The following is a 24,154-nucleotide window of genomic DNA, read 5'->3' as shown; positions in this document are numbered from 1 at the left end:
CTGCGGACGACGCTGCTGGACAACCAACGGCTGCGCACGGAGAACGGGCGGCTGGCCGCCGGGGCCGCGCGGGCCGCCGAGCCCATTGCGATCGTCGGCATGGGCTGCCGCTTCCCGGGCGGCGCCGACACCCCGGACGAGCTGTACCGGCTGGTCGCCGAGGGCGTCGACGCCCTCGGCGGCTTCCCGGACGACCGCGGCTGGGAGGCGGCCGGCTTCACCGCCGGAGCCCGCGCCCAGGCGGACACCGACGGAGGCACCGACGGCGCCGCCGCCGACGGCTACGCGCCGGTCGGCGGATTCGTCCACACGGCCACCGGCTTCGACCCCGCCTTCTTCGGGATCTCCCCCCGTGAGGCCCTCGCCATGGACCCCCAGCAGCGGCTGCTGCTGGAAACCGCCTGGGAGGCCGTCGAGCGGGCTGGCATCGACCCGGCCTCGCTGCGCGGCAGCGCCACCGGCGTCTTCGCGGGCGCCTCCTCCTCCGGCTACGCGGCCGGCCTGCTCGGCAGCGAGGAGGGCACCGAGGGCTACCTGCTCACGGGTTCCTCGGGCAGCGTGATCTCGGGCCGGGTGGCGTACGCCCTCGGCCTGGAGGGGCCCGCCGTCACCGTCGACACCGCCTGCTCCTCCTCCCTGGTCGCCCTGCACCTGGCGGCGCGGGCCCTGCGCGCCGACGAGTGCACACTGGCGCTGGCCGCGGGCGTGACCGTGATGGTGACGCCCGGCGCGTTCGCCGAGTTCGCCCGCCAGCGCGGCCTGGCCGGAGACGGCCGCTGCAAGTCCTTCGCGGCCGCCGCGGACGGCACCGGCTGGGGCGAGGGCGCGGGCGTCCTCGTCCTCGAGCGGCTGTCCGACGCGCGGCGCAACGGCCACCCGGTCCTCGCCGTGCTGCGCGGCTCGGCCGTCAACCAGGACGGCGCCAGCAACGGCCTGACCGCGCCCAGCGGACCGGCCCAGCGCCGCGTCATCCGCCAAGCCCTCGCCGACGCCGGGCTCGCCGCCCACCAGGTCGACCTGCTGGAGGCGCACGGCACCGGCACCACCCTCGGCGACCCCATCGAGGCGCAGGCCCTGCTGGCCGCCTACGGCCGGGGACGCGACGCAGACCGGCCGCTGTGGCTGGGCTCGGTGAAGTCCAACATCGGCCACACCCAGGCCGCCTCGGGCATGGCCGGCGTGATCAAGGCCGTCCAGGCCATGCGGCACGGGGTGCTGCCCCGGACGCTGCACGTGGACGCGCCGTCCCCGATGGTCGACTGGTCCTCCGGCGGCGTCGAGCTCCTCACCCAGGCGCGCCCCTGGCCCGAGACGGGGCAGCCGCGCCGCGCCGCCGTGTCCGCCTTCGGCGTCAGCGGCACCAACGCCCACGTCATCCTCGAACAGGCCCCGGCGGAAGAAGCGCCGGCGGAAGGGGCCGCCGAAGAGCCCGCGGCCGCGCCCGCCGTCCTGCCCTGGCCGGTCTCCGGCCGCACCCCCGCCGCCCTGCGCGGCCAGGCCCGCAAGCTCGCCGCCCACCTGGCCGCCCATCCCGGCGACCGGCCGCTGGACGTGGGCCGAGCGCTGGCCACCACCCGCACGCACTTCGAACGCCGCGCCGTCGTACTCGCCGCCGGCGCCGAGGACGCCGTCCGCGGCCTGACCGCACTGGAGAACGGCGCGACGGCCGCCGAGCTCGTCACCGGGCAGGCCGTCCGCGGCGCCCGGACCGCCTTCCTGTTCACCGGGCAGGGCGGCAGCTGGGCCGCAGCCGGACGCGAACTGTACGCCGCCCTCCCCGCCTTCGCCGAGGCCTATGACGCGGTCTGCGCCCACCTCGACCCGCTGCTCGACCTGCCGCTGCGCGAGGTCGCCTTCGCGGAACCGGGCTCGCCGCGGGCCGCGCTGCTGGAGCGCACCGGCTGGGCCCAGCCGGCGCTGTTCGCGGTGGAGACCGCCCTGCTGCGGCTGCTGGAGCACTGGGGCGTCGTCCCCGACTTCGTCTTCGGCCACTCGGTCGGAGAGCTCGCCGCCGCCCACGCCGCCGGGGTGCTCACCCTCGAGGACGCCTGCACCCTGGTGGCCGCCCGGGGCCGGCTGATGGACGCGCTGCCGCCCGGCGGCACCATGGCCGCCGTACGGGCCGGCGAGGAGGAGGCCGCCGCCCTGCTGGCCGGCCACCCGCACGGCGGGGCCGTCGCCGTCGCCGCCGTCAACGGCCCGGCCTCCACGGTGCTCTCCGGGCCTGCCGACGCCCTGCGGGAGGTCGTGGCCGCGTTCGAGGCCCGCGGGGTGAAGGCGAAGTGGCTGCCGTCCGGGCACGCCTTCCACTCGGCGCTCCTCGACCCCGCGCTCGAGGACTTCCGGGGGGTGGCCGAGCGGATCGGCTTCCGCGCGCCGCGCATCCCGCTCGTCTCCGACCTCACCGGCCGGCCCGTGGACGCCGACGAGGTGCGCACGGCCGACTACTGGGTGCGCCAGGCACGGCACACCGTCCGCTTCGACGACGGCGTGCGCTGGCTGCACGGCGCCGGCACGACCGCCTTCCTCGAACTGGGACCCGGCGGCGTACTGACCGCCCTGGCCCGGGAGTCCCTCACGGCCGTCGCGGACACCGCAGCCCCCGCCCCGGCCGCCGTGGCGGCGCTGCGCCCCGGCCGGCCCGAACAGGAGTGCCTGCTGGCCGCCGTCGCCGAACTGCACGTGCGCGGCACGGACGTCGACTGGGCGGCCGTGTACCGGCCGTGGGGCGGCCGCCGGGCCGAGCTGCCCACGTACGCCTTCCAGCACCAGCGCTACTGGCCGCAGCCCCCCGGCGCCCCGGCCCCCCAGCCCGCCGCCGCTGCCGGCGCCGAGCCGCAGGACGACCGGCCCGCGGCGGAAGCCGCCGGCGCGGAGCTGCGCGGCCGGCTCGCCGCCGCCCCCGCCGCGCTGCGCGAGCAGCTGCTGCGCCAGGCCGTCCTGGAGCACGCGGCGGCCGTACTGCGCTACGCCGACGACGGCGAACTCGACGGGGAGCGGGACTTCCTGGAGCTGGGCTTCGACTCGCTGACGGCCCTGGAGCTGCGCGACCGGCTGGCCCGCCTGTTGGACCTGGAACTGTCGGGCACGCTGCTGTTCGACCACCCGGGTGTCCCGTCCCTCACCCGCCACCTGGCCGGCCTCCTGGCCGCGCGCGGCCACGGGACGGCCGAGACCGCCGGGACCGGTGCACCGGTGTCGGCCGCCCCGGCGGCACAGGGCCTGCTCGGCGACCTGTTCACGGCCGCGCGCCGAGCCGGACGGCCCGACCAGTACACCCGGCTGCTGCTCGAACTCGCCTCGTTCCGGCCCACGTTCAGCGACCCGGCCGACCTCGTCCGCAGCACGGGGGCCGTCCGCCTCGCCTCCGGGCCGGAGGGCCCGCCCCTGGTGTGCTGCTGCACCATGTCCCCGCTGGCGGGGGCGCAGGAGTACGCCCGCCTGGCCGCCCGCTTCCGCGGCAGGCGCGACGTGTACGCCCTGCCGCACCCCGGCTTCGGCCCCGCCGAGCTGCTGCCCGCCGACCGTGACGCACTGGTACGGGCCCAGGCCGAGGCCGTCCTGGAGGCCGTGGGGGAGCGCGACTTCGTCCTCGCCGGGCACTCCGGCGGCGCCATGGTCGCCAACTCCCTCGCCCGGCACCTCGAAGCGGCCGGCCGGGCACCGCTGGGCCAGGCCCTGCTGGACGTCTACCCCTCCGACAGCGAGGTGATGGCCGCGTGGATCCCGCAGCTGATGGACGGGATGACCGAACGGACCACCGCCTACACGCCGATGGACGACTTCCGCGTCACCGCCTGGGCCGCGTACATCCCGCTGTTCGCCGACTGGCGCCCCGAGCCGACGGCCTGCCCCACCCTGCTGCTGCGCGCCGCCGAGCCGCTGTGCGAGTGGACCGGGGACGGCGACTGGCGGGCCGGCTGGGACTTCCCGCACACCGCCGTGGACAGCCCCGGCAGCCACTTCACGATGATCGGCGAGCACGCCGCGACCGCCGCCGGACACCTCGACGCCTGGCTCGCCGGACTCCCCGGGACCGCCCCGGCCCCCGTACCCGTCCCCGTACCCGCCTGACCGGGACCCCACGACCTTCCGCCCACCACCCGCGCCCCACCGCGCACACCGAACCGAGGAGCAGCATCACATGAGCAACACCGAAGACAACGGCCTGTGGGTGCGGCGCTTCCACCCGGCGCCGGACCCCTCCGCCCGCCTGGTCTGCCTGCCCCACGCCGGCGGCTCCGCCAGCTACTACTTCCCCGTCTCCGCCGCCCTCGCCCCGGACGTGGAGGTGCTGGCCGTCCAGTACCCGGGCCGCCAGGACCGCCGCCACGAGCCGTGCGTCGACGACATCCAGGAGCTGGCCGAGCGCGTCTACACCGCGCTGCTGCCGTGGACGGACCGGCCGCTCGCCCTCTTCGGGCACAGCATGGGCGCCTCCGTCGCCTTCGAGGTGGCCCGCCTGCTGGAGCACCGGGCCGGCGTCGTCCCGGCCGCGCTGTTCCCCTCCGGGCGCCGCGCCCCCTCCCGCCACCGCGACGAGAACGTCCACGCCCAGGGCGACCAGCGGCTGATCCAGGAGATCCAGCGGCTCAGCGGCACCGAGTCCCGCCTCCTGGACGACCCGGAGGTGCTGCGCATGGCCCTGCCGGCGCTGCGCGCCGACTACAAGGCGGCGGAGACCTACCGCTACGAGCCCGGCCCCGACCTGAGCTGCCCGATCACCGCCTTTACCGGCGACGCCGACCCGAAGGCGCTCGTCGAGGAGGTCGCGGACTGGGCGCTGCACACCACCGGCCCGTTCGAGATGAAGGTCTACGGCGGCGGCCACTTCTTCCTCAACGACCACAGCCGGGCCGTCGTCGCGGACATCGCCGACGGACTGCGGGCACCCGCGGCCGTGTGAGCGCGGCCCGCGCAGAAATATCACACATGGGGGTGACATGATCGAGGAAATTCTCCCGGCAGGTGTGCTGAGTTCAGAGGAATTCGGGGATCCGGAGCCGGGCGTGATGCTCTTTCCCGAAGAAGAAAGGGCGCTGGGCCAGGCCGTCCTCAAAAGGCGTCTGGAATTCACCACCGTCCGGCTGTGCGCCCGGCGCGCCATGGCCGGGCTCGGCCTCGAGCCGATGCCCGTCGTGCCGGGCCCGCGCGGCGAACCGCGCTGGCCGCACGGAGTGGTGGGCAGCATCACGCACTGCGCCGACTACCGCTGCGCCGTGGTCGCCGAGACCGGCTCCTACCTGGCCCTGGGCATCGACGCGGAGCCCAACGGCCCGCTGCCCCCCGGGGTCCTGGAGGCCGTCTCGCTGCGCGAGGAGCGCCGGCTGCTGCGCACCCTGCCCGCCGCCGGCCGGCCCGTCCACTGGGACCGCCTGCTGTTCAGCGCCAAGGAGGCCGTCTACAAGACGTGGTTCCCGCTGACCCGCCGGCGCCTGGACTTCACCGACGCGACGATCACCATCGACCCGTACGCCGGCACGTTCTCGGCCCGGCTGCTGGTCCCGGCACCGGCCGTGCGCGGCGTGCCGATGCACACCCTGGCCGGGCGCTGGCAGGCCCGCGGCGGACTGCTGATGACCGCCATCGCCCTGCCCGCCGCGGACCGGGCCCGGGCGGCCCGCGGGCCGCTGGTCGCCGTGGGCGCCTGACCCGGGCAGCCGTCGGACACCGACCGGCCGGGAAATGCCCCGGCCGGCGGCCCGGCCTGCCGCGGAGAAATGCGCACGGCTATTTCCGGCCGCATTGAGGGGTTTTCCCCACGGCTTTAGGGGTTGGTACCGGCCATACCCCTCCATAGCCTCGTCCATGGAAATTCAGAAATCGTCGAGAAAGCGGGACGGCATGTCTGTTGACGTATCCGAAATGGTCGGCAACGACGCGGTGGTGACCCTGGGAGAGCCGGAACGGGCCGAACTCGAGGCGCTGGCCCGGGACCTGCTGCGCAGCGCACCCTCACGGATCGACACCACCGAGTGGGTCGAACGCGCCCGGGACCTCAGCACCCTGCTGCCGGCCCGCCTCAGGCGCACCCTGCGCCGCTTCACCCGCGACGCCGGCCCCGACGCCATGCTCCTGCTGCGCAACCTCCCCGGCCACCCCGATGGCCTCCCGGACACCCCGCTGGCCGCCGGGTCGGTCCAGCGCACCGCCACCGTGCCGGCCGCCGCCCTGGCCCTGGTCTCCCTGGGCCTGGGCGAACTGGTCTCCTTCCGCGAGGAGAAGCAGGGCGCGCTCGTCCACGACGTGGTGCCCGTCCCCGGCATGGAGGAGTACCAGGGCAACGCGGGATCGGTGGCGCTCAACATGCACACCGAGAACGCCTTCCACCCCTTCCGCCCCGACTTCGTCGGCCTCATGTGCCTGCGCAACGACCACGCCGACATCGCCGGACTGCGCGTCGCCTCCGTCCGCCGCGCCCTGCCGCTGCTCGACGACGCCGACCGGGCCCTGCTGCACCAGCCCCGCTACGTCACCGCCGCACCCGCCTCCTTCGGCGAGGGCCAGGGCCTGCCGGAGGCCGTCGGAGTCCTCTCCGGCAGCCCCGACGACCCCGACATCACCGTCGACTTCACCAGCACCACCCCCCTCGACGACGAGGCCGCCGCGGCCCTGGCCCGGCTGCGCACCGCCATCGACCGCGTCACCACCACCCTGATCCTGGCCCCCGGCGACCTGGCCTTCGTCGACAACCGGCTCGCCCTGCACGGCCGCAACTCCTTCCAGCCGCGCTACGACGGCCGCGACCGCTGGCTCCAGCGCGCCTTCGTCCACCGTGACCTGAGGCGCTCGCGGGCCCTGCGCCCGGCCGACGGCCCCGTCGTCCACGGCACCCCCTGAACCCCGCCCCGGCATCCGGCACGCACCGCGACGACGGGGCCACACCTCACGCACCCCACCCCGATGAAAGGACCACGATGGCTGTCGGAGCCGAGAAGGGCACCTACCGCAGGCCGGTGTCCCCCACGGAATGCTGGTTCCTGGTCTACCCGCCCTCCGTCCCCGGTGTCATCCAGGTCTTCGTCGAGGGCCAGGGCGCCATCGACCCCGCGGCACTGACCGCCGCGGTGTCCGCCGCCGCCGACGCCTGCCCCGGCTCCCGGGTGACCCGCCGCGGCATGGAGTGGGTCGACAGCGGCCGCGCGCCCGAGGTCCGCACCGGCCTCGGCGCCGGCCTGGACCGCACCACCTTCGCCGACGAGCCCGCCCTGCACGCGCCCCTGATGGGTGACGGCGGGCCCACCTGCGAGGTCCTGCTCCTCGACGGCGACCCGGCCACCGTCGTCTTCCGGGCCTTCCACGGAGCGATGGACGGCAAGGGCGTCCTGCTGTGGGCCGGCGAGGTCTTCCGCGCGCTGCGCGGCGAACCACTGCTCGGCGCCGACTCCGAACTGACCGAGACCGACCTGCTCGACAAGGTCGGCGTCCCCGAGTTCGACGGCCCCACCCCCGACCTGAACTGGCCGTCCTGCCTGGGCGAGCGGCCCGCCCCCGGCGGCGGGTTCCTGTGGCGCCGGCGCACCGTCGACGGCAGCCACTCCGCCCTCGTCGCCAAGATCGCCACGGTCGTCACCGCCGGCTCCGGCCTGGAGACCGGCCGGATCATGGTCCCGGTCGACCTGCGCCGGCACCTGCCGGACGTCCGCACCACCGGCAACCTCGTGCACAACCCGCTGCTGGAGGTCACCGCCGGCAAGCCCTGGCAGGAAGCCCACGAACGGCTCCTGCGCACACTGGCCGCCGGCGGCGACCTGGCCGCCCGCGCCGAACCCTCCCTGCCGTCCGCGCCGCTGGACGTGCTGGAGCAGCAGATCACCGCGCTCGACGCCTACTCCGCCAAGGCCGGCCGCTACGCGGCCCTGGCCACCGTCTCGCACATGGGCCGGCTCGACCTGGCGGAGTTCACCGCCCCCGGCTTCCACCCCGCCACCGTCTACGCCCTCCCCAACTCCGGTCCGGTCGGCCCGCCGGAGGTCGACGTCTGCGAGGTCGGCGGCCGCACCGAGATCACCCTCGGCTGGTACGACGGCCCGGGCGTCGCCGAGCGGGCCGAGGAGCTCCTCGACCGGATCGAGGAGGCCCTGTCCCCGCGCGCCCACCGCCACTGGGAGGGCAACCGCACCGACCGCCCCGTCGACACGGCCCGCAGCGTCGTCCACCGCTTCGCCGAGCAGGTCCGCCGCACCCCCGACGCCGTCGCCCTCACCGGCCCGGAGGGGGAGGTCTCCTACCGGGAGCTCGACGCCCGCTCCACCGCCGTCGCCGCCGGGCTGCGCCGGCGCGGCATCGGCCGCGAGAGCCTCGTCGGCCTGCTGGCCGACCGCACCCCCGACGCCGTCGCCAGCATCTGGGGCGTGCTGAAGGCGGGCGCCGCCTACCTCCCGCTCGACCCCCACCACCCCGACGCGCGCCTGGCCGGCGTACTCGCCGACGCGGGCAGCACCCTGTGCCTGACCGACCGCCGGTACGCCGGGCGCGACTGCCTGCCCGAAGGCTGCGAGGGCCTGGTCCCCGCGGACCTCCCCCCGCACGACGGCCCGCTCCCGCAGCCGGCGGACGGACCCGCCCCCGAGGACCTGGCCTACGTCATCTACACCTCGGGCTCCACCGGCACCCCCAAGGGCGTCGAGATCGAACACGGCGCGCTGACCACGTTCGCCGACTGGGCGCTGCGCGTCTACGGCGTCGACGCCGGCACCCGCTTCCCGCTGTTCACCTCGCTCGCCTTCGACCTGTCGAACACCGCGCTGTTCCTGCCGCTGCTCGTGGGCGGCTCGGTCGCCCTGGTGCCGGGCGAGCTCAACCACGTCACCCTGCGGGAGGTCCTGGAGGACTCCGGCTGCAACGCGATCAAGCTGACGCCCACCCACCTCGACCTCATCGGCCGCCTCGGCATCCGGCCGGCCGGGTTCAAGGCGGTCATCGCCGGCGGTGAGCTGCTGCGCGGTTCGGTCGCGGCGGCCGCCCAGGAGGCGTTCGGCCCGCAGTGCGGCATCTTCAACGAGTACGGGCCCACCGAGACCACCGTCGGCTGCATGACCCGCCGGTTCGGCCGGGACGGCGACGCCGAGGCGGCCTCCGTGCCGATCGGCGTGCCCACCGACAACACGCGCATCCACCTCCTCGACGAGGAACGCCGCTTCGTCGAGCCGGGCGCCATCGGCGAGATGTACCTGGCCGGCGAGCAGCTGGCGCGCGGCTACCGGGGCCGCCCGGACCTGACCCGCGAACGCTTCGTCACCCTCGCCGACGGCACCCGCGCCTACCGCTCGGGCGACCTGGCCCGTCTGCTGCCCGGCGGCGAGCTGGAGTCCTGCGGCCGCAACGACGAGCAGGTCAAGGTCCGCGGCCACCGCGTCGAGCCCGCCGAGATCGCCCGGGTGCTGGAGCGGCACCCCGACGTGGAGCGGGCCGTGGTCGTCGACCGGCGCCGCGCGGCCGGCGCGGACGGGCTGCTGTGCGGGTACGTGGTGACCCGGCCCGCCACGACCTCCGAGGAGCCCGCCGCGTTCGCGGCGCGCCTGCTGCCCTCGTACATGGTGCCGGCGGCCGTCGTGGCCGTGCCCGACATCCCCCTCACCGTCAACGGCAAAGCGGACGCGTCCCGGCTGCCCGACCCCTTCGCCGACGGGGCAGCCCAGGCGCCGGCCGCCGCCGAGCCGGACCCGGAGCAGGCGGCCGTGGCCGGGATCTGGGCCCGCGTGCTCGGCGCCGACCCCGCGTCGATCGGCCCGGACACCGACTTCCACCTGCTGGGCGGCACCTCCTTCACCCTGGTGGCGATGCTCGCCGCGGTGTGCGCGGAGATCGTCGGCGCGGCGGGCGAACAGCGGTTCATGGGGCGGCTCGACGAGGTGCTGCGCCGCCCCACCCCGGCCCGGATCGCCGAACTCGCGCGCGAAGCCGCCGAGCAGGGCTGACGGCCGGGGCCACGGGCCACGGGCCACGGGCCACGGCCCGTGGCCCCGCCCGGCCTCACATCCAGCCGGACTCGCGGGCGATGCGGATGGCGTCGACCCGGTTGCGGGCGCCGAGCTTGTTGACCGAGCTGGTCAGGTAGTTGCGCACCGTCCCGACGGACAGGAAGAGCCGGGAGGCGATCTGCTTGGCGCCCTCGCCCCTGGCGGCGAGCTCCAGCACCTCCGTCTCGCGGGGCGTCAGCGGGGTCTCGTGACCACCGTCCAGGGCGGACAGGGCCAGCTGCGGGTCGACCACCCGCTGTCCCTCGGCCACCGCCCGGATCGCCGCGGTCAGCCGCGCCGGCTCGGCGTCCTTGGGCAGGAAGCCGCACACCCGCGCCTCCAGGGCCCGGCGCAGGGTGCCGGGCTTGCCCAGACTGGTCAGGATCAGCACCCGGCACTCGGGCAGCTCCTCGTGGAGCGCCGCGGCCGCGGTGATGCCGTCCACCCCCGGCAGGTCGATGTCGAGCACCGCCACGTCCGGTCTCAGCCGGCGGGCCGTCGGCAGGATGTCATGGCCGGATTCGACCTCGGCGACCACGTCGAGGTCGCTCTCCAACGCCAGCAGGGAAGCCAGCGCGCGGCGCAATATGTACAGATCCTCGGCGAGCATGACGCGGATCATGGAGTCCCCCGTTCCCGTCGCCAGGGCGACCACCGACGGTCGGGGTCGGCCCCTGGCCGTTGCAGGGTACACGTTGTCCCTGGCCGGGAATGGGCGGGGAAAGGGCCGGGAAAGGGCCGGGAACGACCGCGGGCTCAGGCGAACAGCAGGGCCCGCTCGCGGTGCGCCACCGAGCCCGGCAGGTCCAGCTCCGGGTCCTCGGACAGGATCAGGTGCTGGAGCCGCTCCACGTCCCTCGGCAGCCTCAGGCCCAGCTCCGCGGTCAGCTCCGCGTGCAGCCGCTGGTACGCCTCCAGCGCCCGCCAGGTGTAGCCGGAGCGGTACAGCGCCAGCATGAAGTGCCGGCAGAACCGGTCGTCCATCGGGTAGCGGGCCGTCAGCACCCGCAGTTCCGGCACCAGTTCCCGGTGCCGCCCCAGCCGCAGGTCGCAGTCGATGCGCTGCTCCAGTGTCAAGAGCCGGTCCTCGTCCCAGCGCAGCGCCTCCGCCTCCAGCACCCGCCCCACCGGCACGTCCACCAGCGCCGGGCCGCGCCACAGGCCCAGCGCCCGGGACAGCAGGGTGGAGGCGGCCGCGTCGTCACCGGCGGCCCGGGCCGTACGGCCCGCCGCAGCGGTGCGCTCGTAGCGCGCGATGTCCACCCGCTCCCGGGAGACCGCCAGCCGGTAGGCGCTGCCCTCCGTGGTCAGCACGTCCTTGGCCGAGCGCGGGTCGCCGTCCGCCAGGACGGCCTCGATGCGCTGGCGCAGCTGCATGATGTACGTCTGCAGGGTGCGCACCGCGCTGCGCGGGGCCGACTCCCCCCACAGCTCCTTGATCAGCGTGGAGATCGGCACGGGGCAGTCGGCGTTCAGGGCGAGCGTGGCGAAGATCTGCCGGGGCTTGCCGGCGGTGGGCACGACCGACGTCCCCTCTTCGTGGGCCGTCAACGGTCCGAGCACGCGGATCTCCACGTCGTTCCTCCTGGGCGGGCTGCGGTCGGGGTGCCGTCCGATCGTCGCACCGGACCGGGAGCCCGGCCCAGTGCCGCCCTCCGTGATCGGCCGCTGAATTTCTCATATGCCGTGTGAACGGCTCACGGTCGCGACGCGCCTCACCTCGTCCGCCAGCCGGGCCAGCGCCACCGACTCCCGCCCCGGCCCCGGATCGCGGAGCGGGGCGCGCACCGCCTCGGCGAAGGCGCGCACGGTGTTGGCGCACTGGTCGTCCGCCTCCAGCAGGACCTCCCGCTCGCCGCCCGGGCCGCTCAGCCGCAGCACCGGGCGCAGGTCGGCGGGCGGGGTGAACGCCCGGTCCACGCGAAGGCTGCCGCCGGTGCCGTGCAGGGCGTACTGCGACCGGTACGCGTGGTCCATGCCGAAGGCCAGCCGCCCCGTCACTCCGGCGGCGGAGCGCACCACGACGCTCCCGCCGGTGTCGACGGCACCGGGCGCACCGGCGTCGAACGCGGCGGACACCACCTCCAGTCCGGGCCCCAGGAACAGCTGGGCGACGCGCAGCGGGTAGACGCCCACGTCGAGGAGGGCGCCGCCGCCGAGGTCGGCGCGGTGGCGGATGTCCTCGGGCGGCGGCGCCGGAATCGTGAACGCGGCCTCGAACGAGCGCAGCACGCCGAGGGCGCCGGCGGCGAGCAGCCGGGCCACCGCGGCGTGCTGGGAGTGGTGCAGGAACATGAAGTTCTCCCGCAGCACCAGGCCGCGTTCGCCGGCCAGCGCCGTCAGCGCGGCGCTCTGGCGGGCGTCGGTGGTCAGCGGCTTCTCGGCCAGGACGTGCTTGCCCGCGAGCAGCGCCGCCCGGACCCACCGGGCGTGCAGCCCGGTCGGCACGGGCACGTACACCGCCTCCACGTCCGGCCGCGCCAGCAGTTCCCCGTAGCCGGTCGCCTCGCAGCCGAAGGCGGCCGCCACCTCGGCGGTCCTGTCCGGGCTGCGGCCGGCGACGGCGACGAGCCGGGCGGCGGGGGCGGCGGTCAGCGCGGGGAGCACCCGCCTGCGGGCGATGGAGGCGCAGCCGAGCACGCCGACACGGACGGGATCCACGGATCCTCCTGAAGGGAAAGGTCACGGGAGAGGGCACGGGAGAGGGCACGGAAAAGGGCACGGGCCCCCGGCGGGACCCGTGCCGATGGTCGGGCGGTGCCTCAGGCGAGGGAGGCGAGGCAGGCCAGCAGGGTGCGGGCCTGCACGTTGACCTGCCGGCCCTGGCGCACCATGTCGGACAGCTGGGGCACGGTCAGCCAGGCGTACTCGGCGGGGGGCCGCAGGGGCACCGCCTCGTCCGCCTCGACCACGAGGTAGCGGCTCTCGGCGTTGCGGAACCGGCCGCCCTCCTCGGCGTGCACCGCCGAGTACAGGACCCGGGCAGGGCCCGCGGACAGCACGTGGTCCAGCAGGAACGGCCACCGCCCGGCCGGGTGGTTGCCCGGCACGCACTGCACCGTCGGGCCCAGCTCGACCACCCCCGGCAGCCCGCCCTCCGCCTTGGCCTGCACCAGGACGTGGCGCACCCCGCCGATGTCGCGCACGACGAAGGCGGTCACCCCCATCCCGACGGGCTCCAGCAGCGGCTGGCTCCAGCTCCCCACCTCGCGGCTGGCGGCCCGTACGGAGACGGCCACCACCCGGAAGAAGCGGCCGTCGTGCCGGGCCACGGTGTCGCCGGTGCGGTACCAGCCGGGCAGCCCGAGCAGCGGGACCCGCTCGATGTGCCAGGCGTGCTCGGAGCGGTGCGAGGTCAGCCAGCCCTGCACCTCGGCATCGCTCAGCAACGCCCGGCCGCCGCCGTCCGCGTCCCCGCCGGCCGCGCCGGGCAGGGGCAGCGCCGACAGCACGGTCCGCGAGTCCATGTTGACGGTGTTGTCCCGCCCCAGCAGCTCGTACAGCTGCCCCAGCGTCAGCCAGCAGAAGTCCTCGTGCGCCGGCACGTCCTCCGTCGTCTCGACGATCACGTTGCGGTTGTTCTTGCGGTAGAACCACGAGCCGTGCTCGGACTGGAGCACGTCGCAGACGGTGCGCCCGCGCCGCGGCCCCATGAAGTACTCCAGGTAGCGCACGGCGGCGCCGCCGTGCACCCGCGTGTAGTTGCTGCGGGTGGCCTGCACGGTGGGGGAGAGCTGGAGCAGGTTGGGGTTGCCGGGCTCCATCTTCGCCTGCATCAGGAAGTGCGGGACCCCGTCGAACTCCTTCATCAGGATCCCCAGGACGCCCACCTCGTGCTGGCGGATGACCGGCTGCTGCCAGGAGGGCACCGGCCCCGCCGTCGTCCGCACGGACAGCCCCTCGACGGTGAAGAACCGGCCGCTGCGGTGCCGCAGGTTCCCGGTGTCCGTGTCGAAGTCCCAGCCGTCCAGGCCGGCGAACGGGATCCGGGCCACCGAGAAGCGGTGGGCCCGCCCGCGCTCCGCAAGCCACGCCGGGAACTCCCCGGTCCGCAGCTGGACGCCCGCCTCGCGCCGGGCGGCGGACGCCGCCAGCCGCTCCCGCAGGCCGCGGTCGCCGCGCGGCCCCGGAAGGCCGTCGGCCGGGTAGGGGGGACGCGCCGGGGACGGGACCGGCGCCCGGCCCGCGCCCGCCGGCCGGGAGGACACGGCGGCCTGGCGCAGGGCCCGCAGCGGGCTGACGCGCAGCGCGCTCACGCGGCGGCCCTCCCGCCCGCGAACGCCGCGGCGCCCGCGTCGGCGGCCGCGCCGCCGCCGTCCAGCAGCGGCTTCCACCAGTCGGGCCGGTCGCGGTACCACTGGACGGTCTCGGCCAGGCCCCGCTCGAACGGCACCCGGGGCTCGTACCCCAGCTGCTCGCGGATCTTGGAGTCGTCGAGGGCGTACCGCAGGTCGTGCCCCTTGCGGTCGGCGACGTACCGGACCATCTCCGGACCCGCCCCGCACAGCTCCAGCAGCTGGTAGGTGATGTCCCGGTTGGCCAGCTCGTTCCCGCCGCCCACGTTGTAGATCTCACCGGCCCCGCCCGAGGCCAGCACCAGCTGCACGGCCCGGCAGTGGTCGTCGACGTGCAGCCACTCGCGGACGTTGGCGCCCTGCCCGTACAGCGGCACGGGCCGCCCCTCGAGCAGGTTCGTCACGAACCGGGGGATGAGCTTCTCCACGTGCTGGTACGGCCCGTAGTTGTTGGAGCAGCGCGTGATGGACACGTCCAGCCCGTGGGTGCGCCAGTAGCTGCGCGCCAACAGGTCCGAGCCCGCCTTGGACGCGGCGTACGGGGAGTTGGGGGCCAGCGGCCACTCCTCCGTCCACATGCCCTTGGCGATCGAGCCGTACACCTCGTCGGTGGACACGTGCACCACCCGCTCCACCCCGCTGGCCAGGCACGCCTCCAGCAGGCTCTGCGTCCCGCCGACGTTGGTCGCCGTGAAGGCGGCGGCCCCGTCGATCGACCGGTCCACGTGGGACTCGGCCGCGAAGTGCACCACCGCGTCGTGGCCCGGCAGCAGCTCGCGCAGCAGCGCCGTGTCGCACACGTCGGCGCGCACGAAGTCCAGCCGGGGGTGCGCGGCGGGCAGGTTGTCCCGGTTGCCGGCGTAGGTGAGCTTGTCCACCACCGTCACCCGGGCGTCCTCGTAGCCGGCGTACCCGCCGGCCAGCAGGGTGCGCACGTAGTGCGACCCGATGAATCCGGCCGCGCCGGTCACCAGCAGCCTCACACCGCCACCTCCACCCGGGCGTCGTCGCCGACCAGCAGCCGGTGGCGCGAGCGGCCCGAACTGACCGCGGCGCCCCGGCCGATCACCGAACCGTGGATGCCCGGAACGTCCCGCACGGTCGCTCCGGCCAGCACGATCGAGTCGGCCACGCCCGTGTCGTCGAGGACGCAGCCGTCCCCGATGGCGGTGTACGGGCCGATGTGGCTGTCGCTGATCACCGAGCCCGCGCCGACGACGGCCGGCCCGACGATCCGCGAGCGCGTCACCCGCGCCGTCGGGTCCACGACCACGTCGCCGACGACCTCGCTGTCCGGGCAGACCGCGCCCGCCACGGCGCGCCGCAGCGAACCCAGTACCTGGCGGTTGCACTCGATGATGTCGTCGACGCGCCCGGTGTCCTTCCAGAAGCCCGGATAGACCTCGGCCCGCACCTCGCGGCCCTCGGCGACCAGCCACTGCACCGCGTCGGTGATCTCCAGCTCGCCGCGCGCGCTGGGCCCGATCGCCGCGACGGCCTCGTGCACCGCGGGCGTGAAGAAGTACACGCCGACCATCGCCAGGTCGCCCCGCGGGTGCTCGGGCTTCTCCACCAGGGCCGTCACCCGCCCGTCGGCGTCCGTCTCGGCCAGCCCGAACGCCCTCGGGTCCGCAACCCGCTGCACGACCACCTGCGCCTCGGGGCGGTTGCGGGCGAACCGCTCGGCCATCTCGACGATGCCGTCGGTCAGCATCACGTCCCCGAGGTACATGACGAAGTCGTCGTCGCCCAGGAAGTCCCGGGCGATCCGCACGCAGTGCGCGAGCCCGAGCGGCGCGTCCTGGCGGATGTAGGTCACCTCCATCCCCACCGGCGAGCCGTCGCCCAGCACCGCGGATATCTCGTCGCGGCGCTCCCCGACGATCACCCCGACCTCGCGCACGCCGAGCGCGCGCAGGTTGTCCATGACGTGCAGGAGGACGGGCCGGTTGGCGATCGGGATCAGCTGTTTGGGCATCGAGTACGTGAAGGGGCGCAGGCGTGTGCCCATACCCCCGGACAGGACCAGGGCTTTCATCGAGCCTTCTCCTCAGACGGTCTGCCGACTCGTCGGGCGGCGACGGGTGTGTCGGGCTCCATCGGTGGACGCGCGCACACCGTCCGCGGCGCGCTACGGTCCCCGTCGTGGGGCGGGACGCGCGTGCCGGATGCCCCCGAACGCCCCACCACCGGTTCCGTCCCCCACAGCCCGCCCCGGCGCCCAGGGGTGAACCGGCCTGCACCGGAGCCTAGGGACGCCCCCCGCCCCCCCGACACCCTTACCGCCCCCTACCGCCCCCCTTGGGCCCGGCCGCCCGCCCCCAGGCCCTCACCTGGCCTGCTCGCCACGGACATCACACGACCGTCCTCCCGCACGCCGACCCGCGACCGCGCCTTCCGCGACCCCGCGGGCAACCTGGTCCGCATCCAGCAACTCCGCGGTCGGACGCGCGATCGCGGCAGGCACCACCGGCTGGTACGTCCGCCCCGTGGCCCCCCGGCAGGTGACGGTCCGCCACGTCTACCGGGGCTGGCCACCCCGGCTCACACCGTCAGCGCCTGCACCCGTCAACGGCAACCCGGTCCGTCGCCGTCAACGGCGACATCAACGGCCCCGACGACATCTTCTGCACGTCCTTGGTGGACGGGGGCACCGTCAACGGCCGGTCTCGGTGCCCGGTACGGCCGAGGGGTCGCAGTCGGCGCGGGACGCCGATGGGCGGCTCAGAGCCAGCCGCGGTGCGCTGCTTTGATTCCGGCTTCGAAGCGGCTGCTGGCGCCGAGGCGCTCCATGATCGAGGACATGTGGCGGCCGACGGTGCGGGATGAGATTCCCAGGCGCTGGCCTGCGGCGTCGTCGGTGAGTCCGGAGCCGAGCAGGCGCAGTAGTTCGCGTTCGGTGGCGGTGAGTCCGGTCCGGGTGTCCTCGGGGTGGGCGGCACCGAGGGGGACGGCCGTGTTCCAGGCCTGTTCGAAGAGGTCGAGCAGGGCGGCGAGGATGCCGGGTTCGGTCACGTACAGGGCGCCCTTGCGGTTGTCCGCGGGGTCGATCGGGACGAGTGCCTGGCTGCGGTCGATGATCACCATGCGCGGCGGGATGGTGGCCGCGGTGCGGACCTCGCCGCCCTGGCTGAGCAGCCAGTGGGCGTAGGTGGCGACGTGCGGTTGGTTGCGGGCCGAGTCCTGGTAGAGGGTCCGCATGGCGATGCCGCGGGAGAGGGCCTCGGCGTCGGTGAGTCGGCCGGCGGCGAGGTCCTCGGGCCGCTGGTTGCCGGGCTGGCTTCCGAGGGCCTCGGTGGTGGCGCTGTGGCCCATGCTTTCGAGCCTGGCCTGGATGGCGTCCATGCCGAGGAGGCGTTCGCCGTGGGACGTGCGGTGCTCGGCGCGGTCCGCGACCATGCGCGTGACGGCTGCCCTCGATGCCGCCAACTGTGCTTGTCGGTGCGCGAGTTCGGCTTCCTGTCGGGCAAGGGCGTTGGTCAGGCCGACGTCGGGGCTGACTGCGCGCAGCTGCCCGGGGCGTTCGGCGGAGACTCGCACGAGAGTGAGTCGGGCCAGCTCGTCGAGATGGCCGTGGACCTGGACGGCGGTCAGTCCGCAGTGTGCGGCGATCTCGTCCACGCCGTAGGCGGGGTGGTCGAGCATCGCCTGGTACGTCAAGGTCGCCCCGGGCGTCAGTCCCAGTACTTCCAGCATTGCATCCCCCGGATCGTTGGCCGCCTCCTATCGGGCGGCCGGTCGAATTCAAACAGTCGTACAGCGCTTCGTTCAAGATCCAATTTGGCTGTCCGTGACGATATGGGCGGCAACGGCGGCGCGAGTTGTGCGTCACGCCGGCTCGATCGAGTTGACGTGTCCACGCCATCATGTCCGGATCCCGACAGGCCGATTGGCGACATCCCGAAGGCCTTCCAGTCGTGTCGACGGGCGGTGAAGCTAGTGATCGCCGCCAGGGAATCAGCCCGAACGGCAGCCGAACGGCGCGTCAACCGCGGGACGCCCGGCTCGGCGCACCACTCCCACCAGTAGCAAAGGACTCCGTCATGATCCGCACCTCTCTCGCCCAGGCCATCGCGGTCGCCGCCGTCTCGCTCACCGCATTGCTGGTCGCCCCCGCCGCCTCCGCCGTCACCAACGGGACGCCGCACGCCTCGGTCGCCGCCGGCCCCTCCGACAGCATCTCCTGGGGCGGGGTCGTCACCCCGGACAGCATCTCCTGGGGCGGCTGAGCCCGCGATGGAGATCGTCTACGCCAGTCTGAAACGCCGCCGGCCCGGCGCGACGGCACAGGCGAACGAGGCGGCCGAGGCCGTGGACGCCCTGTGGGCGCACGCCGAACCCGGCGACGGACTCGAGCACGCCAGCGCACAGCCCGCCCACGACCGGATCGACCTCCTGCTCTACCTGCTCAGCCGGGACCCGGCCGACCAGCCCGATGCCGTCCGCCGCGCCCACCGTCTGATCTCCCGCAGCCACCGCACCTCGCCTCTGCTCCGCCGCAGCTACCTGCCCCCGGAGCCGCCAGAGCCCGAAGGCCGCACAGCCGCCTGACCACGGCGCCCTCTCTCCGGCCAAGGCGCCCACCGCGCGCCGGACCCCGGCCCTTGCACCTTCCCCACCGCCCGCCCTGCCTGCGCCCGTGGGACAAGCATGTCCTGGCCTGCCCGCCTGCCTGCCCGCCTGCCCTCCCGGCTCGGGGCATGAGCGCCGCCGGTCCACCGAACCGCCCGTGCCCGGCGCCGCTTCACCCTGCCCCCGCCCGTCCACCGATCAGGAGATCCTCTCGTGGCCACCAAGACGTCGATCCTCGTCCGCCCCGCCAACGCCACGGCACCGGCCGGCGCCACCATGCCCGTGCCCGGTCGCCGCCCCAGGTTCAGCGCCGCCCGTACGGCACTTGCCGTTGGCGTGGCGGTGGGTTCGCTCGCCCTTGGGGCGGCGGGGTCGGCGCAGGCCGCCTCGGTGGCGACCTGGGAGAAGGTCGCGCAGTGCGAGAGCACCAACAACTGGAGCATCAACACCCACAACGGCTACTACGGCGGCCTGCAGATCTCGCTCTACAACTGGCGCTACTACGGTGGCACCGCCTACGCGCCGCGGCCCGACCTGGCGACCGAGAAGCAGCAGATCCTGATCGCCGAGAAGATCCTCGCCGACCAGGGCGCCCGCGCCTGGACCTGCTCGCCCGGCACCGGCCTGGCAACGGACCACAGCAACCCCTACCCCGACCCGACCCCGGCACCGCCGGCGAAGAACAACCGGGTGATCGAGGCGGTCGAGGGCGGCGCGCTGCACGAGGTCTACACCGACGCGACCGGCACGTGGCACGACAACGCCGTCCCGGGCACTGCGGGCGGGATCGACGCCGTCGCGTTCTCGTACAACGCGGCCGGCCAGCGCGTCATCGAGGCCGTCGAGAACGGCACCCTGCACGAGATCTACACCGACGCGGCCGGCGCGTGGCACGACAACGCGGTCCCCGGGGTCGGCGGTGGCATCAGCGCGCTCGCCTTCGCCTACAACCCCTCCGGCCAGCGGGTCATCGAGGCCGTCGAGAACGGCACGCTGCACGAGGTCTACACCGACGCGGCCGGCGCGTGGCACGACAACGCGGTTCCCGGGGTCGGCGGTGGCATCAGCGCCGTCTCCGTCCAGGTCAAGCCCGACGGCACCCGCGTCATCGAGGCCGTCGAGAACGGCACGCTGCACGAGATCTACAGCGACACCGCCGGTGCCTGGTACGACAACGCGGTCCCCGGGGTCGGCGGTGGCATCAGCGCGCTCGCCTTCGCCTACAACCCCTCCGGCCAGCGGGTCATCGAGGCCGTCGAGAACGGCACGCTGCACGAGATCTACACCGACGCGGCCGGCGCGTGGCACGACAACGCGGTTCCCGGGGTCGGCGGTGGCATCAGCGCCGTCTCCGTCCAGGTCAAGCCCGACGGCACCCGCGTCATCGAGGCCGTCGAGAACGGCACCCTGCACGAGATCTACAGCGACACCGCCGGCACCTGGTACGACAACGCGATCCCCGGCCAGGCCGGCAACGCCACGGTCCTCTCGTTCAACCTGGCCTGACGCCGCACGGCACCCGCGCAGCCCGGCCCCAGCACTTCCCCCACATCCATACTTCGAACAGGACTTCACCATGTCCAAGCACACCTGGCACCGCCTCCTCACCACCGCCGTCGCTGCCGGCACGCTGGTGCCCGCCCTGATGCTCGGCGCCCAGTCCGCCTCCGCCAGCGTGGGCTCGACGATCGTCGGCATCGCCGCCAACAACATCGGCAAGGGCGCCTGCGACACCAACAGCGCGGGCAGCACCGGCTTCTACTCCAGTTGTAGCGGCGGCCCAGAGGCCTGGTGCGCGGACTTCGCCAAGTGGGTCTGGTCACAGGACGGCGTGGACGTCACCGGGCTGAACTCCGCAGCCGGCAGCTTCGGCCGGTACAACGGCGGCCTGCACAGCACCCCGCACGTCGGCGACGCCATACTCTTCAACTACGACGGGGCCGGCCACGCCGACCACGTCGCCCTCGTCACGGCCGTGAACGGCGACGGCACGATCAACGACATCGGCGGCAACCAGGGCGGTGTGCGCGGCAACTGGTCCGCCACCTCGCATGTCACGGCCAACACCCACTTCAACGGTGCGGTCGGCAGCTACCTCGGGGGGCAGAGGATCAGCGGCTACGTCTCGCCCATCGGCGGCCGGGACACCTCCACCCCGCCGCCGCCCCCGGCGCCGCCGGCCAAGAACAACCGGGTGATCGAGACCGTCGAGGGCGGCGCGCTGCACGAGGTCTACACCGACGCCGCAGGCTGGCACGACAACGCCGTACCCGGCATCCCGGGCAACATCAACGCCCTCGGCTTCTCCTACGACTCCACCGGCGCCCGCGTGGTCGAGGCCGCCGAGGACGGCGTGCTGCACGAGATCTACACCGACCCGGCCGGCGCGTGGCACGACAACGCCGTCCCCGGCATCGGCACCGGCATCAGCGCACTCGCCTTCTCCTACAGCCCCCAGGGCAACCGCGTGATCGAGGCGGTGGAGAACGGCACGCTGCACGAGATCTACTCGGACACGGACGGCAACTGGCACGACAACGCGGTCCCCGGCGTCGGAGGCGGCATCACCGCACTCGCCTTCTCCTACAGCCCGTCAGGCCAGCGCGTGGTCGAGGCGGTGGAGAACGGCACGCTGCACGAGATCTACTCGGACACGGACGGCAACTGGCACGACAACGCCGTGCCCGGCGTCGGAGGCGGCATCACCGCGCTCGCCTTCTCCTACAACTCGTCAGGCCAGCGCGTGATCGAGGCCTCCGAGGGCGGCCGGCTGCACGAGATCTACACCGACAGCACCGGTGCCTGGCACGACAACGCCGTGCCCGGCGTCGGTGACGGCATCAGCGCGCTCGCCGTGCGCGTCAAGGCGGACGGCAGCCGCGTCGTCGAGGCCGTCGAGAACGGCACCCTGCACGAGATCTACAGCGACGCTGCGGGCACCTGGTACGACAACGCGATCCCCGGCCAGGCCGGCAACGCCACCGCCCTCTCACTCGATCTGCGCAGCTGATACTCGGCCGGCTGAACCGCGTGCCCGGTACGGACTCCCGTGCCGGGCACGCAGCGTTCACGCGGGGCCCGCGCCACCAGGAGGCAAGAACGACTCCAGGCGGCTCCACTCCGCGTTCGTCACATCCCCACGGCCCATTCCGACAGCCTGGCCGCAACACCCCCATCCGGCCTGCCGTCTTCGAGTCGCCGGCGAAGATGGCCGCGGCCCGCGCCCACTCCAGCAATAAAGCCTCACGGGCAAGCGGATCCCGCCAGAGCGACTGGTCCGGACCCGTCAGACGCCCCCCGCCCGTAGGCCGGCCGGAAGGGTGCACCCCCGCGCCGGCGGGTGGCAGACTCCACGGCACGACCGATACCGAGACGGCCGACGTCCTGCGCGAGGCGATCGACGCCTACCTGGGCGAGGTGGATTCCGAGGACCTCGATTCAGACGACCTCGCATGGGTCCTGGTGTGACTGAGCGCTTCAGTCGGCAAAGCCTCGGAAGACGCCCTCGGGGTCGTCCCCGGCCACGTCCGCGAAATCGCCGAAGTCGAGGTTGGCGATCATCAGGTTCGCGTTCATCTCGTGGATCCCGTACGGCACCACGCGGAACGAGCCGCCGTACGTCCTGCCTGGTCAGCAGGGACAGCGCCAGCAGCGTGACAGGGGCCTCCCGCATCGAGGTGTAGTCAGCGAGATAGGCCACGTGGTGGCGCTCTTCGTGCGCGGATGCCTCGGAAAGCACCTGAGCGGGAGTGATTCCCGTCCACGCCGGATCGTCGACGATGTGGACGTACGGCTCGAAGTCGTCCTCCTCACCCCAGGTTTTCATCAGCGCCGCCTTCACGGCCGCCCACGCTTGCTCATCGTCGTAGTCAGTCCTGATGACCAGCGCGGCGTCCTTGTCACGCCCCGCCGGCCACTCCACACGGTCACTCATGCCGTTTTCCCCACCCATCCACGCAGGTCACTACTTACGCACTCTGCATTCACGCTAGGCGAGAGCACTGACACACCCGTGTGCGCTTCAGAGGGCGAAGCCCGCCAGCCGGGCCCTGGACGCCCCGCAGGCGGAGGAGACGGCGCGTCTCGTCGATCAAGCAGCGCGAGGAGTGGAATGGCTACCGAGTGGGAGTTTGGCTGAACTCCTGGCGTACCCGCCGCGATGTGCTGTCGGCCGTACAGGAGGCCGAGCTCGAGGCGTTGCCGGGATGGACCTGGGACCAGCGTGGAGACCAGTGGGCCTCGATGCTCCAGCAACTTGCGGTCTTCGGGGCGGTGCGGGGGCACGTACAGCCGAGCCTGACCCTCGGCGACGAGCAGGAGAAGGCGCTCGTCAGGTGGAAGCGCAACAACAAGAACCGTCTTCAGGGCCGCGGGGACGGCAAGGCTCTCCAGCTGCGGGCGCTCCTGGCTCAGTACGGGGAGGCCCTTCCCTGACCGTCATAAGCCCTGGCCGGCCTCACCCGTGCCGCACGGTTGTTCACTGTGCGACCGTCAGGCGCCGCCCCAGACCGCGGCGTCCGTGCCCCACAGACCCGGCGGGCGTCCCCAGTTCACCGGGCCTCCCTCGTACGACACCGGCGGCAGCGCGTGCTGCAGCCGGCCCATGGGGCTGTCGGTCTCGGTCAGCCAGCGCCCGGCGTCGAAACCGTCATCCTCGCCCGGAGCGGGGGCCAGGTCGTGGACCAGCCAGTGCGCGGTCTGCGCCAGGGCCAGGCGTACCAGCCGGGTGCCGCCCGTGCGGTGCTGCTCGGTGAGCGCACGCAGCACCCCGGCCGCCAGCAGATAGCCGGTGCCGTGGTCGAGCGCCTGGGCGGGCAGCGCGCCGGGCGAGTCCGGCGAGCCCTCCAGTTCGGCGATGCCGGTGGCCACTTGGACCAGGCTGTCGAAGCCGCGCCGCTCGTGCCACGGCCCGTAACGGCCCCACGCGGACAACTGTGCGATCACGAGCCCCGGACGGCGCCCGGCGAGCGCCTCGGGCGTCAGCCCGAACCGGTCCAGCGCGCCCGGCCGGTAACCGGTCACCACCACGTGCGCCTCGTCGAGCAGCTCCTCGAAGACCCGGCGGCCGGTGGCGTCACCCAGGTCCAGGGTGGTCGAGCGTTTCCCCATCCCCGTGTCGTTGTGGGCCTCCTGACTCTCCGGCAACTGCGGGGCGTCGATCCGCAGCACATCCGCCCCGAGCAGCGCCAGCGTTCGGGTGGCGACCGGCCCGGCGAGCACCCGGGTCAGATCCAGGACGCGCAGCCCTGCGCACGGCAGCGCGGCGTCACCGAGCACCCTGCTCGGGGCGTCGTCGACGCGCACCGTCGTCAGCAGCGGCTGCCC

The 24,154-nt window shown here is 74.1% G+C and carries 17 protein-coding genes and 3 pseudogenes; 10 read left to right on the top strand and 10 right to left on the bottom strand.

Annotated elements, in window-relative coordinates; genetic code table 11:
* Positions 1-66: 66 nt before the first annotated feature.
* The 5 genes and pseudogenes from BX286_RS35720 to BX286_RS35700 form a co-directional block, all read left to right on the top strand.
* Positions 67-4,074, top strand: a pseudogene (locus tag BX286_RS35720) (type I polyketide synthase); the annotation flags it as partial.
* 70 nt (positions 4,075-4,144) lie between these two features.
* Positions 4,145-4,906: a thioesterase II family protein gene (locus BX286_RS35715; protein WP_079432434.1), complete on the top strand. Its 762-nt coding sequence runs from the start codon at positions 4,145-4,147 to the stop codon at positions 4,904-4,906.
* A 106-nt stretch (positions 4,907-5,012) separates the two neighbouring features.
* Entirely contained in the window at positions 5,013-5,651 is a 639-nt protein-coding gene (locus BX286_RS35710) for a 4'-phosphopantetheinyl transferase (protein ID WP_261993700.1), read from the top strand.
* A gap of 193 nt (positions 5,652-5,844) precedes the next feature.
* The gene (locus BX286_RS35705) at positions 5,845-6,840 is read left to right on the top strand and encodes a TauD/TfdA family dioxygenase (RefSeq protein ID WP_100865315.1); all 996 of its coding nucleotides are present in this window, start codon (positions 5,845-5,847) and stop codon (positions 6,838-6,840) included.
* A gap of 77 nt (positions 6,841-6,917) precedes the next feature.
* Positions 6,918-9,920, top strand: a complete 3,003-nt coding sequence (locus BX286_RS35700; protein WP_100865314.1) for a non-ribosomal peptide synthetase — start codon at positions 6,918-6,920, stop codon at positions 9,918-9,920.
* Between the two features lie 55 nt (positions 9,921-9,975).
* Here BX286_RS35700 and BX286_RS35695 read toward each other — a convergent pair whose 3' ends face one another.
* The 7 genes from BX286_RS35695 to BX286_RS35665 all read right to left on the bottom strand — a co-directional run bounded on the left by BX286_RS35695 (position 9,976) and on the right by BX286_RS35665 (position 17,953).
* Positions 9,976-10,584, bottom strand: coding sequence for a DNA-binding response regulator (locus tag BX286_RS35695; RefSeq protein WP_079432430.1), 609 nt, complete (start codon positions 10,582-10,584; stop codon positions 9,976-9,978).
* 134 nt (positions 10,585-10,718) lie between these two features.
* Positions 10,719-11,537, bottom strand: a complete 819-nt coding sequence (locus tag BX286_RS35690) for an AfsR/SARP family transcriptional regulator (RefSeq protein ID WP_079432429.1) — start codon at positions 11,535-11,537, stop codon at positions 10,719-10,721.
* A gap of 102 nt (positions 11,538-11,639) precedes the next feature.
* Positions 11,640-12,623 carry a Gfo/Idh/MocA family protein gene (locus BX286_RS35685; protein WP_079432428.1) on the bottom strand — a complete coding sequence of 328 codons (984 nt, stop codon included), beginning with the start codon at positions 12,621-12,623 and terminating at the stop codon, positions 11,640-11,642.
* 101 nt (positions 12,624-12,724) lie between these two features.
* Positions 12,725-14,218: an NDP-hexose 2,3-dehydratase family protein gene (locus tag BX286_RS35680; protein ID WP_398898926.1), complete on the bottom strand. Its 1,494-nt coding sequence runs from the start codon at positions 14,216-14,218 to the stop codon at positions 12,725-12,727.
* Positions 14,215-15,240, bottom strand: a complete 1,026-nt coding sequence (rfbB, locus tag BX286_RS35675; RefSeq protein WP_121017937.1) for a dTDP-glucose 4,6-dehydratase — start codon at positions 15,238-15,240, stop codon at positions 14,215-14,217. Before rfbB ends, BX286_RS35680 begins: the two co-directional genes overlap by 4 nt.
* Complete coding sequence (locus tag BX286_RS35670) at positions 15,237-16,295, bottom strand: glucose-1-phosphate thymidylyltransferase (protein ID WP_079432426.1); 1,059 nt, start codon at positions 16,293-16,295, stop codon at positions 15,237-15,239. The genes rfbB and BX286_RS35670 overlap by 4 nt, the downstream gene beginning before the upstream one ends.
* A 686-nt stretch (positions 16,296-16,981) precedes the next feature.
* Positions 16,982-17,953, bottom strand: coding sequence for a helix-turn-helix transcriptional regulator (locus BX286_RS35665; RefSeq protein WP_121017936.1), 972 nt, complete (start codon positions 17,951-17,953; stop codon positions 16,982-16,984).
* A gap of 347 nt (positions 17,954-18,300) precedes the next feature.
* Between BX286_RS35665 and BX286_RS35660 the strand changes: the two genes are divergently transcribed.
* The 4 genes from BX286_RS35660 (at position 18,301) to BX286_RS37775 (ending at position 21,839) form a co-directional block, all read left to right on the top strand.
* Complete coding sequence (locus BX286_RS35660) at positions 18,301-18,486, top strand: hypothetical protein (protein ID WP_100865311.1); 186 nt, start codon at positions 18,301-18,303, stop codon at positions 18,484-18,486.
* Positions 18,487-18,493: 7 nt separating this feature from the next.
* On the top strand, positions 18,494-18,808 hold the full coding sequence (locus tag BX286_RS35655; RefSeq protein ID WP_100865310.1) for a hypothetical protein: 315 nt from the start codon (positions 18,494-18,496) through the stop codon (positions 18,806-18,808).
* 234 nt (positions 18,809-19,042) lie between these two features.
* A complete protein-coding gene (locus tag BX286_RS37960; protein ID WP_315974792.1) occupies positions 19,043-20,335 on the top strand; it encodes a transglycosylase family protein in 1,293 nt (430 codons plus the stop codon).
* A 70-nt stretch (positions 20,336-20,405) separates the two neighbouring features.
* Positions 20,406-21,839: a CHAP domain-containing protein gene (locus tag BX286_RS37775; protein WP_100865309.1), complete on the top strand. Its 1,434-nt coding sequence runs from the start codon at positions 20,406-20,408 to the stop codon at positions 21,837-21,839.
* A gap of 467 nt (positions 21,840-22,306) precedes the next feature.
* Here the strand turns inward: BX286_RS37775 and BX286_RS38175 are convergent.
* Positions 22,307-22,432: pseudogene (locus BX286_RS38175) on the bottom strand (DUF6924 domain-containing protein); the annotation flags it as partial.
* Between the two features lie 34 nt (positions 22,433-22,466).
* Positions 22,467-22,763, bottom strand: a pseudogene (locus tag BX286_RS38170) (DUF6924 domain-containing protein); the annotation flags it as partial.
* 188 nt (positions 22,764-22,951) lie between these two features.
* Between BX286_RS38170 and BX286_RS35640 the strand changes: the two are divergent.
* On the top strand, positions 22,952-23,263 hold the full coding sequence (locus BX286_RS35640; RefSeq protein ID WP_123996040.1) for a hypothetical protein: 312 nt from the start codon (positions 22,952-22,954) through the stop codon (positions 23,261-23,263).
* A gap of 57 nt (positions 23,264-23,320) precedes the next feature.
* Here BX286_RS35640 and BX286_RS35635 read toward each other — a convergent pair.
* Positions 23,321-24,154 (bottom strand): CoA transferase (locus BX286_RS35635; protein WP_187344333.1); only part of this gene is annotated, 834 nt, incomplete at its 5' end.

The organism is Streptomyces sp. 3211.6 (assembly GCF_003634815.1).
GTDB lineage: Bacteria > Actinomycetota > Actinomycetes > Streptomycetales > Streptomycetaceae > Streptomyces > Streptomyces katrae_A.
Note: the sequence above shows the minus strand (reverse complement) of the source record. Positions and strands in the feature narration are given on the sequence as shown.

Bases quoted from the DNA above. Each gene is read 5' to 3' on its own strand.
- BX286_RS35700 (WP_100865314.1), top strand. From the start codon at position 6,918: ATGGCTGTCGGAGCCGAGAAGGGCACCTACCGCAGGCCGGTGTCCCCC.
- BX286_RS35670 (WP_079432426.1), bottom strand. From the start codon at position 16,295: ATGAAAGCCCTGGTCCTGTCCGGGGGTATGGGCACACGCCTGCGCCCC.
- BX286_RS35715 (WP_079432434.1), top strand. From the start codon at position 4,145: ATGAGCAACACCGAAGACAACGGCCTGTGGGTGCGGCGCTTCCACCCG.
- BX286_RS35695 (WP_079432430.1), bottom strand. From the start codon at position 10,584: ATGATCCGCGTCATGCTCGCCGAGGATCTGTACATATTGCGCCGCGCG.
- BX286_RS35665 (WP_121017936.1), bottom strand. From the start codon at position 17,953: ATGCTGGAAGTACTGGGACTGACGCCCGGGGCGACCTTGACGTACCAG.
- BX286_RS35660 (WP_100865311.1), top strand. From the start codon at position 18,301: ATGATCCGCACCTCTCTCGCCCAGGCCATCGCGGTCGCCGCCGTCTCG.
- BX286_RS37775 (WP_100865309.1), top strand. From the start codon at position 20,406: ATGTCCAAGCACACCTGGCACCGCCTCCTCACCACCGCCGTCGCTGCC.
- BX286_RS35705 (WP_100865315.1), top strand. From the start codon at position 5,845: ATGTCTGTTGACGTATCCGAAATGGTCGGCAACGACGCGGTGGTGACC.
- BX286_RS35655 (WP_100865310.1), top strand. From the start codon at position 18,494: ATGGAGATCGTCTACGCCAGTCTGAAACGCCGCCGGCCCGGCGCGACG.
- BX286_RS35710 (WP_261993700.1), top strand. From the start codon at position 5,013: ATGCTCTTTCCCGAAGAAGAAAGGGCGCTGGGCCAGGCCGTCCTCAAA.